Annotated in this window: 16 protein-coding genes; 8 read left to right on the top strand and 8 right to left on the bottom strand. The window is 36.4% G+C overall.

Going from position 1 to position 12,784, the window contains the following annotated elements; all coding sequences use genetic code 11:
* Positions 1 to 67 precede the first annotated feature (67 nt).
* Both NBC122_RS04430 and NBC122_RS04425 read right to left on the bottom strand, forming a co-directional pair.
* Positions 68 to 580 (bottom strand): DUF6646 family protein, encoded by a 513-nt coding sequence (locus NBC122_RS04430; RefSeq protein WP_133439218.1) that lies wholly within the window; start codon positions 578 to 580, stop codon positions 68 to 70.
* 53 nt (positions 581 to 633) lie between these two features.
* Complete coding sequence (locus NBC122_RS04425) at positions 634 to 1,875, bottom strand: PQQ-dependent sugar dehydrogenase (protein ID WP_133439217.1); 1,242 nt, start codon at positions 1,873 to 1,875, stop codon at positions 634 to 636.
* Between the two features lie 133 nt (positions 1,876 to 2,008).
* Between NBC122_RS04425 and NBC122_RS04420 the strand changes: the two genes are divergently transcribed.
* The 5 genes from NBC122_RS04420 (at position 2,009) to uvrB (ending at position 6,420) form a co-directional block, all read left to right on the top strand.
* On the top strand, positions 2,009 to 2,377 hold the full coding sequence (locus tag NBC122_RS04420) for a BlaI/MecI/CopY family transcriptional regulator (RefSeq protein WP_133439216.1): 369 nt from the start codon (positions 2,009 to 2,011) through the stop codon (positions 2,375 to 2,377).
* A gap of 3 nt (positions 2,378 to 2,380) precedes the next feature.
* Positions 2,381 to 3,751 (top strand): M56 family metallopeptidase, encoded by a 1,371-nt coding sequence (locus tag NBC122_RS04415; RefSeq protein ID WP_133439215.1) that lies wholly within the window; start codon positions 2,381 to 2,383, stop codon positions 3,749 to 3,751.
* Between the two features lie 100 nt (positions 3,752 to 3,851).
* Positions 3,852 to 4,004: a toxin-antitoxin system HicB family antitoxin gene (locus NBC122_RS14325; RefSeq protein ID WP_165983193.1), complete on the top strand. Its 153-nt coding sequence runs from the start codon at positions 3,852 to 3,854 to the stop codon at positions 4,002 to 4,004.
* 168 nt (positions 4,005 to 4,172) lie between these two features.
* On the top strand, positions 4,173 to 4,310 hold the full coding sequence (locus tag NBC122_RS04410; protein WP_246012449.1) for a type II toxin-antitoxin system YafQ family toxin: 138 nt from the start codon (positions 4,173 to 4,175) through the stop codon (positions 4,308 to 4,310).
* 118 nt (positions 4,311 to 4,428) lie between these two features.
* Positions 4,429 to 6,420, top strand: coding sequence for an excinuclease ABC subunit UvrB (gene uvrB / locus NBC122_RS04405; protein WP_133439214.1), 1,992 nt, complete (start codon positions 4,429 to 4,431; stop codon positions 6,418 to 6,420).
* 59 nt (positions 6,421 to 6,479) lie between these two features.
* Here uvrB and NBC122_RS04400 read toward each other — a convergent pair whose 3' ends face one another.
* Both NBC122_RS04400 and NBC122_RS04395 read right to left on the bottom strand, forming a co-directional pair.
* On the bottom strand, positions 6,480 to 6,797 hold the full coding sequence (locus NBC122_RS04400; protein WP_133439213.1) for a bacteriophage spanin2 family protein: 318 nt from the start codon (positions 6,795 to 6,797) through the stop codon (positions 6,480 to 6,482).
* Positions 6,798 to 6,862: 65 nt separating this feature from the next.
* Positions 6,863 to 8,077, bottom strand: coding sequence for a BaiN/RdsA family NAD(P)/FAD-dependent oxidoreductase (locus NBC122_RS04395; protein ID WP_133439212.1), 1,215 nt, complete (start codon positions 8,075 to 8,077; stop codon positions 6,863 to 6,865).
* Between the two features lie 197 nt (positions 8,078 to 8,274).
* Here NBC122_RS04395 and NBC122_RS04390 point away from each other — a divergent pair, with 197 nt between their 5' ends.
* Together NBC122_RS04390 and thiL are read left to right on the top strand one after the other, a co-directional pair.
* Positions 8,275 to 8,814, top strand: coding sequence for an acyl-CoA thioesterase (locus tag NBC122_RS04390; RefSeq protein WP_133439211.1), 540 nt, complete (start codon positions 8,275 to 8,277; stop codon positions 8,812 to 8,814).
* 31 nt (positions 8,815 to 8,845) lie between these two features.
* Positions 8,846 to 9,904, top strand: a complete 1,059-nt coding sequence (gene thiL, locus NBC122_RS04385) for a thiamine-phosphate kinase (protein WP_133441055.1) — start codon at positions 8,846 to 8,848, stop codon at positions 9,902 to 9,904.
* Between the two features lie 246 nt (positions 9,905 to 10,150).
* On the opposite strand, the gene rpmA is transcribed toward thiL, so the two are convergent.
* The 3 genes from rpmA to NBC122_RS04370 all read right to left on the bottom strand — a co-directional run bounded on the left by rpmA (position 10,151) and on the right by NBC122_RS04370 (position 11,259).
* Positions 10,151 to 10,408, bottom strand: coding sequence for a 50S ribosomal protein L27 (gene rpmA / locus NBC122_RS04380; protein ID WP_133439210.1), 258 nt, complete (start codon positions 10,406 to 10,408; stop codon positions 10,151 to 10,153).
* Positions 10,409 to 10,434: 26 nt separating this feature from the next.
* A complete protein-coding gene (rplU, locus tag NBC122_RS04375; protein ID WP_133439209.1) occupies positions 10,435 to 10,863 on the bottom strand; it encodes a 50S ribosomal protein L21 in 429 nt (142 codons plus the stop codon).
* A gap of 165 nt (positions 10,864 to 11,028) precedes the next feature.
* Positions 11,029 to 11,259, bottom strand: a complete 231-nt coding sequence (locus NBC122_RS04370; RefSeq protein ID WP_133439208.1) for a hypothetical protein — start codon at positions 11,257 to 11,259, stop codon at positions 11,029 to 11,031.
* Between the two features lie 134 nt (positions 11,260 to 11,393).
* Between NBC122_RS04370 and NBC122_RS04365 the strand changes: the two genes are divergently transcribed.
* Positions 11,394 to 12,485 (top strand): acyltransferase family protein, encoded by a 1,092-nt coding sequence (locus NBC122_RS04365; protein ID WP_133439207.1) that lies wholly within the window; start codon positions 11,394 to 11,396, stop codon positions 12,483 to 12,485.
* 37 nt (positions 12,486 to 12,522) lie between these two features.
* Here the strand turns inward: NBC122_RS04365 and NBC122_RS04360 are convergent, their stop codons facing one another.
* Positions 12,523 to 12,768, bottom strand: a complete 246-nt coding sequence (locus NBC122_RS04360) for a hypothetical protein (RefSeq protein WP_133439206.1) — start codon at positions 12,766 to 12,768, stop codon at positions 12,523 to 12,525.
* Positions 12,769 to 12,784 lie beyond the last annotated feature (16 nt).

The following is a 12,784-nucleotide window of genomic DNA, read 5'->3' as shown; positions in this document are numbered from 1 at the left end:
AATAAAATTATTTTTAAAGAAAAACCTCGACGAAAGCCGAGGTTTTTGCAATATCAGTCTTCCGATATTATTTTTTTGAAAGATCAAAAGATACTCCAACATTCATTTGAAACTGGTTGTTCAAATTTTTATACACTTTATCATTGTCGTTGTATTTAGCAAAAGGAACCTGCGCTTCTGCGAAAAGGCCAAAACCTTTATCAAAGAAAACTCTCGCTCCTAAATGACCTCCAAAGTTTTTTAGACCTAAATTAAGCCCCGGATAAACATCTATATTTTGCGGCAATCCTAAAACACCGCCAAGATTGGCGTTGAATCTGGCTTTAATGTCGAAGCGGTCGCCAAAAGAAGGTTTGCTAAAACCGTCAGCTACTTTAGCTCCCAATAAATATCCTGCCTGTGCACCAATCGAGAAACTTTCGCCTAAACCATAATCCAGCGATGTCATCACTCCTGTTCCTCCATCCTGAATATTCATCCCAATTTGGTAACGCGTGTCACCTGCTCCTCTGAACGCATCCGTTTGTGCATTTGCCATTCCAAAAACTGCTGTCATTACAGCCAAAAATATTTTTTTCATAATTTCTCTGTTAGATTTTAACGGGTGCAAAGGTAGGCTTTTCCGTTTTTATTTTATTTCTTTGAAATCCTGTACAGTTTCCCGCTGTCAGTAATGGAATAGAGGTTTCCGTCCTGTCCGTTAAGCACATCGCGAAAACGCTCATTCTGATCTTCCAACAGCCATTCTTCGCCCACAACTTTATTATTTTTTATAACTAAACGTATAATTTTCTCACCACCCAAACAGCCGAGCATCATATCATTTTTCCACTCACCGATATTTCCCGTATAGAAGGTAATTCCACTCATGGATACCGATGGATCCCAATAATAAACGGGCTGTTCCGTTCCCGGTTTCTGCTGAATTCCGGCGCCCACTTTTTTGCCGCTGTATTCGATTCCGTAGGTTACATCTCCCCAACCGTAATTTTTTCCGGGTCCAATCAGATTGACTTCGTCACCTCCTTTCGGTCCCATTTCTGATTCCCAAAGCTGTCCATTTTGATCCAAAGCTAAACCTTGCGGATTCCGGTGGCCATAAGAATAGATTTCAGGTTGATATTTTGGATTTCCAACAAATGGATTTCCCGGTGCGGGTTTTCCGTCTTTTGTGATTTTTAAAATTTTGCCTAAATAAGCCATGGTATTTTGGGCTAAAGGTCTTGTTGCCAAATCTGAACGTTCGCCGGTGCTCACGAAAAGATTCCCGTCTTTATCAAAAACCAGGCGGCTGCCGTAATGCAGTTTTCCATCGTAGGTTGGGGTTGCTCTAAAAATAACATCTGCTTTTTCGATCATTTTTTCATCAGCAGAAAGTTTTCCTTTTGCGACAGCAGTGTGATTTCCTCCGGCAGCCGGTTCAGAAAACGTCCAGTAAATCATTCTGTTAATTTTAAAATCGGGATCAAGAGCGACATCCAATAATCCGCCTTGCCCTCTTGAGTCAACAGCAGGAAAACCTTCAACTTTAGCAGTAGTTTTTCCATCTGCGGAAACAATATTCATAAAACCTGATTTTTCTGTAATTAAGAATCTGCCGTCTGGAAGATTAGTTATTCCCCAGGGCTTTCCTAAATCTTTATTAATGATTTCGACCTGGAAGGGAGTTGAAGTTTTCACGCCTGCAGTTCTGGTTTGTCCCGCAAAAGCCGGTCGATATCCCGGAGAATTCTTTTTTGCCGTTTCGGGATTTTGGAGTGTTCTATTTTGAGTTATTGTATCATTTACAATAGAATTCCTTTTCGAATTTCCATTGCAGGATGTTATTTGTAAAAGCATTAAAACTGCATAACTTTTAATGATTAGATGTTTCATAATAAAGCGTATTTAATTGTTTTTTAAAGTTACAAAAAATGTTCTAGGTTAATAATCATTAAATTATTTGGAAAAAGTTTGATGAATTAAAATATTATTCTACATTTGTAGAAGAGAATATAAACTTGTAGAAATGAAACAGAAGTTAACGGAAGCAGAAAAGCAGATCATGGATATATTATGGGAGCAGAAAACGGCATTCATGAAAGATATTTTAGAAATATATCCTGAACCAAAACCCGCATCTACAACCATTGCAACACTTTTAAAAAGAATGCAAACTAAAAATTTAGTGGGTTACAAAATCTTTGGTAATTCTAGAGAGTATTTCCCGAAAGTAGATAAGGAAACCTATTTCAATCACGAGATGAATGTTATGATTGATCGTTTTTTCAACAGTTCAGTTTCCCAGTTTGCCTCTTTTTTCGCCAGTAGTAAAAAACTTTCCCAAGACCAACTGAAAGACCTTCGGGATATTATCGATCATCAAATAAAAGATTAAAAAATGGAGACCCTAATTTTTAAAATATTGATTTCTTCTGGTTTGCTAATTGTTTTCTATCACTTGTTTTTAGAAAAAGAGCGAACATTTAAATTCAACCGAATTTTTCTTCTGTCAACTTTAATCTTCGCCTATATTATTCCGTTTATACCATTCAACTCTCCTTTTAAAACTATCGGAAAACCAAATTTATTAATCGGTGATGCTGTTTTAGAATTTCAGCCATCTACAGTAAATAATCCTGCAACGGAAGTTAATTGGATTCAATTTTTGCTGATTGGTTACTTGGTTATTTCCCTTTTCTTTTTGATGAAATTCATTTACTCAATCTTTCGACTTTTATTGTTAAAAGGTGAAAAGCGAAACTATAAAAATCAGAAAATGCTCATTATCAATCAAAATTATGCGCCTTTCAGTTTTCTTGAAACTATTTATTTAAGCAGAAAATATCTAGTTGATCAGCAAATTGATGAAAGAATATTTTTACATGAAAAATGCCATGTGATTGAAAAGCACAGCATTGATATTCTGTTTGTGGAGTTTTTAAAAATATGCTCATGGTTCAATCCCGCATTGTTCTTTTACAAAAAAGCGATGATGACCAACCATGAATTTTTAGCCGACCAATATGTTTTACAAAACAATTATGATCTTCAAAATTATCAGCATTTAATTTTAAAAGAAATCACAGTTTCACAAAATTATAATCTAACACAGCAATTTAATTTTAATAACACCAAAAAACGATTTATTATGATGACTTCTAAAAATTCCAAATTTACAGGCATAAAGAAATTTGCTTTGCTGCCAATACTTGCAATTTTATTTGTGTTTTTTACCGAAAAAATTGATGCACAGACTGAAACATCTGCTAAACCCGACCTGACTTCTCCTGAAAATGAAAAACAAGATGTTATATCATTTGAGAAAAAGAAGGTTACGAAATCTGAGAAAGAAATTATTAGATTTTCAAAACGAACAAGCGATGAGTCTGCATTTAAAAACGATACCATTAAGAAAAAACAATCTCAAGATGCAGCCGCTCCAGTTTCGGCACCAAGTAAATTTAAAGGAATTCTACCACAATTTCCGAATGGCATTAATGCTTTTAGAACCTTAATTCAGAGTAATTTTGATACTTCTATATTCAAAGGAGAAATCGGCATACAGAAAACAACAATTTATACGAATATCGATGAAAATGGAAAAATGACTGACATTGTTGCAGAAGGACCAAACGAGTTATTCAATCGCGAAGCAGAAAGAGTGGTAAAATTAATTAGTGCGGAACATATCTGGACTCCAGCGACAGAAGACGGGAAGGCGGTAAAATACAGATTTAAACTTCCTTTAACAATGCAGTTTGCAAAATAAATAATTGAAAAAGGAGCGAAGTTAATTTGCTCCTTTTTTTATGTGAAAAATTTGGTTAGTGTTTTTATGTATTACAATTCAAATACATAAAAATACAATTATGATAAAAGAAAAGAAATTAACATCGATAAGATTAAGTAAGAATTTATACGCCCATTTGCAAAATAAAGCAAAAGAAGAAAACCGCAGTGTAAATAATTATATCGAAACTCTTTTGTTCGAAAGTTCAGAATATTTCGAACCGAATGAATAAACCGTCGCGGCGATAGAAGAAACGGGAGAAATGATAAAAAATAGTTCTGGAAAAGCATATTCTGATGTTGATGATTTAATGAAAGATTTACTGAATGAGTAAGTTCAAAATAAAATTTTAAGACGCAGTTCAAAAAGGTTTAAAAAAAATAAAAAGAGATCCAAAAAATTGGATGAAACCCCAAAAATTTTCCAATATTTAATGAATGACGGGACGAACGGGATGCCAGAAAGAATGAAACCACATCCATTGAAAGGCAATTATAAAAATCACTGGGAATGTCATATTCTTCCAGATTTGCTTTGATTTGGCTGCAGTTTGATGAGGAAATAAGCAAATTCATCTCATCAGAATTAGCTCACATGCCGAAATTCTAAAAATGTAAAATAAGTATTGCTTCCTTTCTTTTCCGTATTTTTGCACCATGGAATTTAAACTTCAATCGGAATATAAACCTACAGGCGATCAGCCAACTGCCATCAAAAAACTGACTGAAGGTCTGGAAATCGGTGAGAAATACCAAACCCTTCTGGGAGTTACCGGTTCCGGGAAAACCTTCACCATTGCCAATGTAGTAAACAATACGCAGAAACCCACATTGGTGCTTGCGCATAACAAAACGTTGGCTGCTCAATTATTTGTAGAATTCAAAGAGTTTTTCCCGGATAATGCCGTGGAATATTTTGTTTCCTATTACGATTATTACCAGCCGGAAGCATTTATTGCTTCCACCAATACCTATATTGAAAAAGATTTATCCATCAATGAAGAAGTAGAAAAACTACGGCTTTCTGCGACAGCGAGTTTGCTTTCCGGTAGAAGAGACGTTATCATTGTCGCTTCCGTCTCCTGTATTTACGGTATTGGAAACCCGGCTGAATTTCATAAATCGCTTATTTCAATTGAGAAAAATCAGAAAATTACAAGAACCAATCTTCTGCATTCTTTAGTTAATGCATTATACGCCAGAACCCTAAATGAATTTACACGCGGAACATTCCGGGTGAAAGGTGACGTTGTCGATGTATTTCCGGCGTATGCGGATAATGCAATACGGATTCAGTTTTTCGGTGACGAGATCGAGACTATTCAAAGTTTTGATCCCCTGTCCGGAAATGTAATGGACAATTTCGATGAGATCCAAATCTATCCTGCAAACCTTTTTGTAACCTCGAAAGAAACGCAAGTAAGTGCCATTCGGGAAATCCAGGATGACATGGTAAAACAGGTGGATTTCTTTAATGATATCGAAAAACCGTACGAAGCAAAACGCCTGCAGGAGCGCACAGAACTCGATTTAGAAATGATGAAGGAATTAGGTTACTGCAGCGGAATCGAGAATTATTCCCGCTATTTTGACGGCAGATTACCGGGGTCCAGACCATTCTGCCTGTTGGATTATTTTCCTAAAGATTATTTAATGGTAATCGATGAAAGCCACGTTACGATTCCGCAGGTTCATGCGATGTATGGCGGCGACCGGAGTCGAAAAGAAGTTTTGGTGGAGCACGGCTTCCGTCTTCCGGCGGCGATGGATAACCGTCCGTTGAAATTTGAAGAATTTGAAGCAATTCAGAATCAGGTGATTTACGTTTCTGCAACGCCTGCCGATTATGAACTTGAAAAAAGTGGCGGAGAATATATAGAGCAGCTTATTCGTCCGACAGGCTTGCTGGATCCTGTGATTGAAATCCGACCTTCTTTAAATCAAATTGATGATTTGATGGAAGAAATTCAAAAACGGGCGGAAGTTGACGAGCGGACTTTGGTTACAACGTTGACCAAAAAAATGGCAGAAGAATTAACCAAGTATTTCACCAAGTTCGGCATCAGAACGCGGTATATTCACTCAGATGTTGAAACCTTGGACCGTATTCAGATTATGCAGGATTTGCGTGTTGGTTTGTTTGATGTTTTGGTCGGCGTCAATTTATTGAGAGAAGGTTTAGATTTACCGGAAGTTTCTCTGGTCGCTATTTTAGATGCCGATAAAGAAGGCATGCTTCGTTCCAGAAGATCAATGACGCAAACCGTCGGAAGAGCCGCCAGAAATCTAAACGGAAAGGCGATTCTGTACGCCGATAAGATGACGAAATCAATGCAGGCAACCATCGACGAAACGCTTTATAGAAGGCGCAAACAAATTGAATACAATGAAAAGCACGGCCAGGTTCCGACTGCTTTGAATAAAAAAATATCCGAGATTTTGGTGGGAAGAAGTAAAGATTTTCCCGATGAAAAATATACCCAAAAACAAATTTTGCAGGAGGTTGCTGAACAGAAAGCGAAATACGGCAGCGATGACATCGGAAAATTAGTGGCGGAAAAACAAAAAGCCATGGAAGCCGCCGCCAAGAATTTGGACTTTATCAAAGCGGCCAAATTGAGAGATGAGATCAATGCGCTGAAAGCTTAATGAAAAAAAAAGGAGTGAACCAATTAAATTCACTCCTTTTTTATCTGTTAATTTACCGGTTAGATCGGTACAATAATAACGGCCACAATCGCAGCTACCGCAAGCGCTATCGAAGAAAATAAATCCAATTTTTTAGCTTCGCGAACATCGCTCTTTTTTATAATAACATCTTCGCCGGATTTTAATTTTCCGTAGATATTTTCATCGTCTAATTTTAAAACTTCAAGCTTAATCACTTTAGCGTCATTCGTTTGAACGGTATATTTCTGGTAGAGTTCCAGCGAGTTGTTTTTCAGCGGCTTCTGCATACTTACCACGCGGGTTTGGCAGGAAGTCAACATGATAAGAAATAAGACAAAAGCAAATATGTTTTTCATTCTATATTTTAATTTGTTCAAATTTAATAAAATTAATGTTTACAGACACCTGATTTTATCCGATTTTAAAATGGCTGGGAGTTTAAATCTTGGGCGATCAGCCAAGCCTCACTCCAGCACGCCTGAAAGTTAAATCCGCCGGTAACTGCATCGATATTTAAGACTTCTCCGGCGATATAAAAGTGAGGAAGCAGTTTAGATTTCATGGTTTTAAAATCGATTTCTTTTAAATCAATTCCACCTGCTGTCACGAATTCATCTTTGTATGTTGACTTTCCATTGACTTTCATTTTATTCTCACAAAGATTTTGCAGGATTTTCAGCAGTTCCTGACCAGAAATGTTAGAAATATTTTTATCTAAATCTACTTTCGACAACCAAAGAATACGATGCCAAAAACGGGTGCTAATATCAAATATTTTCGAACTTCCAACGGTTTTTTTAGGATGTTCCTGGCGAAAGTTTTTAAAAGTTTCCCCGGCAGATTCTAAATCGATTCCTAAAAAATTGACAACGATTTCAAACTGATATTTTAAATTGGCAAGTTCTCGCGCCTTCCACGCCGAAAGTTTTAAAATGGCCGGACCGGAAAGTCCCCAATGAGTAATTAACATCGGGCCGGATTCATCCATTTTTAACTGGGGAATAGCGACTTCTGCATGAGGAAAACTCGTTCCCATTAAATCTTTCAATGTTTCATTTTTAATATTAAAAGTAAATAAAGACGGAACCGGCTCTACAATTTTATGACCGAGATTTTGAATCATTTTTAAAGACTTCGGAGAACTTCCGGTTGTATAAATAACAAAATCAGCAAGATAGCTATTGGTGCTGGTTGTGATTAAATATTGATTTTCTTTCTGTGCAATTTCCAAAACCACCGATTTCGAATGAATCTGAAAATTTTTATGGGAAATTTCGTCCACTAAGGTATCGATAACCGTTTGCGATGAATTGCTTTCAGGAAAAATTCTGTTGTCATTTTCAATCTTTAACGAAACATTTCGTTTTTCAAACCATTCCATCGTATCGCCTGGTTGAAATTTATGAAAGACACTTAACAGTTCTTTATTTCCTCTCGGGTAAAACTGTACCAGTTCTTTTGGATCGAAACAGGCATGCGAAACATTGCATCTTCCGCCACCGGAAATCTTCACCTTTTGCAAAACATCAGAATTTTGTTCGAGGATGATTACATCAAACTGGGTTTCGTCGAGATTCGCTGCACAGAAAAATCCTGCTGCGCCGCCGCCGATAATGATGATTTTCTTTTTTGTCATAATGGAAGGAATAAGTCGAATTTGGGGGTAAGAAACGTTTTTTACCGGCTTTTACTGATGAGTTGCAAAAATACCATTTTTCTAAACCATCATTAATGCTTATTTTTGTTAATTATAAATTATGCTTCAATGGAGGCGAATCTGCGCCCTCTCTCTCGCCTTTTAAGGACGGGATCCCAAATTAAAAAAAAGTAAAAATGTCTGATTATCATTATAAATTCGAAGTTCGCTGGAGCGATATCGACGCGAACCGACACCTGGCAAATTCTTCTTACGTCATGTATTGTGCGCAAACCAGAATGGCGTTCATGAATTCGCATAAAATGGGCTTGAAAGAATTGACCCGATGGGGAATTGGACCTGTAATTTTGCATGAGCGGTATTCTTTTTTTAAAGAAATCTATGCGGATCAAACGGTGTTTGTTTCCTTGGAAATCGCCGGAATGTCTGACGATGCAAGTATTTACCAGTTTGTTCACAAGTTTTATCTACCCGACGGAACGCATTGTGCAACAGCTGAAGCCACAGGAGTCTGGATTGATACGATGTTGAGAAAATCGACAGCGCCACCCGATGACGTGCTGGAAGTGATGAATGAATTCAAAAGCGAACACGTAAAAACTTTGACAAGACAGGACTTAAAAGATTTGCCTTTCAAACCGGAAAATGTAGAGCCTTTTCATAAAAGAAATACCTTTATCTGGAAAAAAGATAAAGAGCAACAGAACGAGCAATAATTTCTAAAACCTCTTTAAATCTATGAATATAATGTTAGAAGATAAAAACCCTGAATTAACTCCGATTTCCAAATATGGAGAATTTGGGCTCATAAAACATCTTACCGAAAACTTTAGTTTTGAAAATCCTTCCACAGAAGTTTCTGTAGGGGACGATTGCGCAGTCATCAATCCTGACGGTAAAAAAGTAGTCGTAACCACTGATGTTTTGGCCGAAGGCGTTCATTTCAACTTGGGCTATGTTCCGTTGAAACATTTGGGCTACAAAGCGGTTGTCGTTAATTTGAGTGATGTTGCCGCAATGAATGCTACACCCACTCAAATCTTGGTTTCTCTGGCGGTTTCGAGCCGCTTTCCCGTGGAAGCATTGGAAGAAATCTATGCCGGAATTTATATGGCCTGCAAACATTACAAGGTCGATTTGGTCGGCGGCGACACCACGAGTTCTACATCCGGACTGGTGATTACAATTACAGCAATTGGGCTGGAAAATTCTGAAAACTTAATAAAAAGAAGCGGCGCAAAACCTAATGATCTGTTGGTCGTAACAGGCGATCTGGGCGGCGCTTATATGGGATTGCAGATTTTGGAAAGAGAACATTCTGTATTTCTGGCCAATCCAAATATGCAGCCCGAAATGGAAGGATATGATTATATTCTCGAAAGACAACTCAAGCCGGAAGCGCGGATGGACATTAAGAAAGCACTGAAAGAACTGGATATCCATCCCACTTCTATGATTGATGTTTCTGATGGTTTGTCTTCTGAAACATTACATTTATCGGATCAGAGTAAAGTGGGCTTCCGAATCTACGAAGAAAAAATCCCGATGGATTCTTTAACGGTTTCTACGGCAGAAGAATTAAACTTAAATCCTGTAATGTGTGCATTGAACGGCGGCGAAGATTACGAATTGTTATTTACAATCGCGCCGGCTGATTTCGAAAAAATAAGAAACCATCCGGACTTTACGATTATCGGTCACGCAGTAGATTTAGAGCAGGGAAATTATTTGGTAGCGAGAGGAAGTGGCGAACTGGTTGCTTTGAACGCGCAAGGTTGGGATGCTTTCCTGAATAAAGGACAGTAAATCGCAGATAAAACTTAAATGAAAGGATTTGAAAATCCATTTTTACCATTAAGTTTTTAGTTAAGGAATTAAGAATGTTCAGGTTTTTCTGCGGAAATTGAAGTGTGAAAAAAAAGCCTATTTGTTTAAAAGCATTTAGGCTTTTTAAGTTGTATAATCTATTCCGAAAATAATTTCTAAATAACAGATCACAAAAAAGTCCCAATCTTCTGACTGGGACTTTTTATATTTTAAAACACTTTATAATTAAGCGTTTGGTTCAATAGATACGAATGATCTGTTGTTTTGTTTCTTTCTGAAAACTACTTTTCCTGCTACCAAAGCGTGCAAAGTATGGTCTTTACCCATTCCTACGTTTTCACCTGGGTGGTGAGTAGTACCTCTTTGTCTTACGATGATGTTACCGGCGATAGCTTCTTGTCCTCCGAAAATCTTAACTCCCAATCTCTTGGAATGCGATTCTCTACCATTCTTGGAACTACCAACTCCTTTCTTATGTGCCATTTTATTTTAAGGTTTTTTGGTTAAAATTATTCAGCGGTTTCGCTGTCTGATTTTTTCGTTGTTTTTTTAGCAACGGGAGCTTCTTCTGAAACTGCTGCTTCTTTTTTAGCTTTCGGTGCAGCTTTTTTCTCTTCTTTCTTACTGTCGAAACCAGTGATTCCAGTAATTTGAATTTGAGTTAAAGACTGTCTGTGACCGTTTTTCTTTTCGTATCCTTTTCTTCTTTTCTTTTTGAAGATGATTACTTTATCAGCTTTTAAGTGGTCCAGGATTACAGCATCAACAGTGATACCGCTTACAGCTGGGGCGCCGATTGTTGTAGAACCGTTTACAGTTAAAAGAACTTTATCGAAAGAAACTTTTCCTCCTTTATCGCCTTTCAAACGGTTTACAAACAACTTCTGGTCTTGCTCAACTTTATATTGAAGCCCTGCTATTTCTACAATTGCAAACATTGTTTATAAATTTTGTTAGTTAATTCGAGGTGCAAAAGTAATAAATATTTCTGAGTTATACTACAAATATGTAAATAAATTTACTTGTTTGTATGAATATAAGTTGCTGAACATTAGTCTTCAGATTTAAAAAATTTACTGATACTATAACCAAGTATTTTGTATTTATGGCTTATAAAGTGTTTGTCCATTTTTATAATTTTCACCATAATTTGAAATTTCTTTTATTTCCCCTGTTTGTTTATTTATTAAAAGAAGAGCTTCAGTTGCACGCATTCCTGACTCTTGACTGAAAATATATTTTAGTTCATATTTATCTTGGTTTAAATAACTTCCAATTAGTAAACCTGCTATCAAGGCAAGTAAAACAATTATAACAACAAGTTGTTTATTCATGGTATTAATTTTCAATAAAAATATGATTTTTTTTTTAAATCTATTCTTTACTGTTTATAATCATTATCCCAACCAACGAAAATTAGAAAACCAATTCAAGAAATTTTTATTTAAATTTGATTTTCAAATAAACTATGAAAAGAGATTTATACATTGATTTTGCGAAAGGTTTCGCCACGCTCGCCATCATTTTCATCCATACCGTATTTTGGTCCGGTCAATACTATGTCCCTACAGAAGTGCGTGTTCTGTCTTTGCTCATAGATGTTCCTTTATTTTACGCATTAAGTGGTTTAACTTCCGGGGCGAATATCGAAAAAACGCTGTATCGGTTGCTGAAACTGCAGATCACCTATATGATTTTCGTGACTTTTCTTTTCTTTCTCGACTATTTATTTAAAGTTTTTGGTTTAAATGTCTTCGGTTTAGATTGGATGAAAGATTTTTATTCCACATTCGGCTCCAAATATGTTCCGCAAAGTATTTCTGATGTTCCGCAATGGCAAAATCTTGGCAACTGGTATCTTCATCAATATACCAATGCGGATACTTTTCCGGTGGTGATGGGCAGTTTTTGGTATTTAAAAGTATATTTTATTTTAACGGTACTTGGTGTTTTAATTCTGAGATTTTTTCCAAAACATATCAATTGGTTTATTGGAATTTGTTTGGGCTTAACTTTAATTTTTAATGTATTTCCGCACTATTATCCATCGGGACAAGTTGGCTATGTGGCATTATATTTAGGAATATTCTTAATTGCTCATCAATCCAAAGGAAAGAAAATCCCATCCAAAGTGTTTCCTTTTTTATATGGAATTTTACTTTTTATTTTGGCTTTTCTATTTTGGAATTATGGTGAAGAATTATTTTTGAAAATGAATAAAGCGAAATTTCCACCGAAATTACTGTATGTTTTCTGGGCCAGTTTTTCGTTATTAACCCTGTTTGTTTTATACAACCGACTGAAAATTGAAAAAAACAACTTCCTGACTTATATCGGACAAAACGCTATTTTCTTTTATTTCGCACAGGGAATGAGCTCCTCACTTATTTATTTTCTGGTTGTTCCGCTGAAAGAATATTTGCCATGGTGGATTTTGGCAGCTGTCATATTTGGGGTCAATATTTTGTTGGCCGTTGTTATTGCCAAAGGATTAAAAAAACTGGACACTGTTGGCTGGAGAATTCTTGAATTTTTACGAAAAAAAACTGCTTCGGTCTAACACCGAAACAGTCAATTGATTTTACAGATAAGGAAAACTAATCTCTTCTACCGTTGCCTCTTGCAATGATCGCTATAAGGATAATAACGAACAGTCCTCCGATAATCCAATAGATCGGATTGGTATACCATTGTTCAGTCGTGGTTGTTTTAGTGGTAGTGACATTCACGTCCATATTAGGCGTTTTTGTAGCTTCCTGCGCAAAAGCTAATGCACTAAAGAAGAAAGTAAGCATCAGAATTCCGAATTTGTTGAGTTGGTTTTTTAAAGATACGGTGTTCATAATAGTTTGTTTTTTA

Origin of the sequence: Chryseobacterium salivictor (genome assembly GCF_004359195.1) — a bacterium.
GTDB lineage: Bacteria > Bacteroidota > Bacteroidia > Flavobacteriales > Weeksellaceae > Kaistella > Kaistella salivictor.
This window is presented reverse-complemented; position numbering and strand designations above follow the sequence as displayed.

Bases quoted from the DNA above. Each gene is read 5' to 3' on its own strand.
- NBC122_RS04430 (WP_133439218.1), bottom strand. From the start codon at position 580: ATGAAAAAAATATTTTTGGCTGTAATGACAGCAGTTTTTGGAATGGCA.
- NBC122_RS04425 (WP_133439217.1), bottom strand. From the start codon at position 1,875: ATGAAACATCTAATCATTAAAAGTTATGCAGTTTTAATGCTTTTACAA.
- NBC122_RS04420 (WP_133439216.1), top strand. From the start codon at position 2,009: ATGAAACAGAAGTTAACGGAAGCAGAAAAGCAGATCATGGATATATTA.
- NBC122_RS04415 (WP_133439215.1), top strand. From the start codon at position 2,381: ATGGAGACCCTAATTTTTAAAATATTGATTTCTTCTGGTTTGCTAATT.
- NBC122_RS14325 (WP_165983193.1), top strand. From the start codon at position 3,852: ATGATAAAAGAAAAGAAATTAACATCGATAAGATTAAGTAAGAATTTA.
- uvrB (WP_133439214.1), top strand. From the start codon at position 4,429: ATGGAATTTAAACTTCAATCGGAATATAAACCTACAGGCGATCAGCCA.
- NBC122_RS04400 (WP_133439213.1), bottom strand. From the start codon at position 6,797: ATGAAAAACATATTTGCTTTTGTCTTATTTCTTATCATGTTGACTTCC.
- NBC122_RS04395 (WP_133439212.1), bottom strand. From the start codon at position 8,077: ATGACAAAAAAGAAAATCATCATTATCGGCGGCGGCGCAGCAGGATTT.
- NBC122_RS04390 (WP_133439211.1), top strand. From the start codon at position 8,275: ATGTCTGATTATCATTATAAATTCGAAGTTCGCTGGAGCGATATCGAC.
- thiL (WP_133441055.1), top strand. From the start codon at position 8,846: ATGTTAGAAGATAAAAACCCTGAATTAACTCCGATTTCCAAATATGGA.
- rpmA (WP_133439210.1), bottom strand. From the start codon at position 10,408: ATGGCACATAAGAAAGGAGTTGGTAGTTCCAAGAATGGTAGAGAATCG.
- rplU (WP_133439209.1), bottom strand. From the start codon at position 10,863: ATGTTTGCAATTGTAGAAATAGCAGGGCTTCAATATAAAGTTGAGCAA.
- NBC122_RS04370 (WP_133439208.1), bottom strand. From the start codon at position 11,259: ATGAATAAACAACTTGTTGTTATAATTGTTTTACTTGCCTTGATAGCA.
- NBC122_RS04365 (WP_133439207.1), top strand. From the start codon at position 11,394: ATGAAAAGAGATTTATACATTGATTTTGCGAAAGGTTTCGCCACGCTC.
- NBC122_RS04360 (WP_133439206.1), bottom strand. From the start codon at position 12,768: ATGAACACCGTATCTTTAAAAAACCAACTCAACAAATTCGGAATTCTG.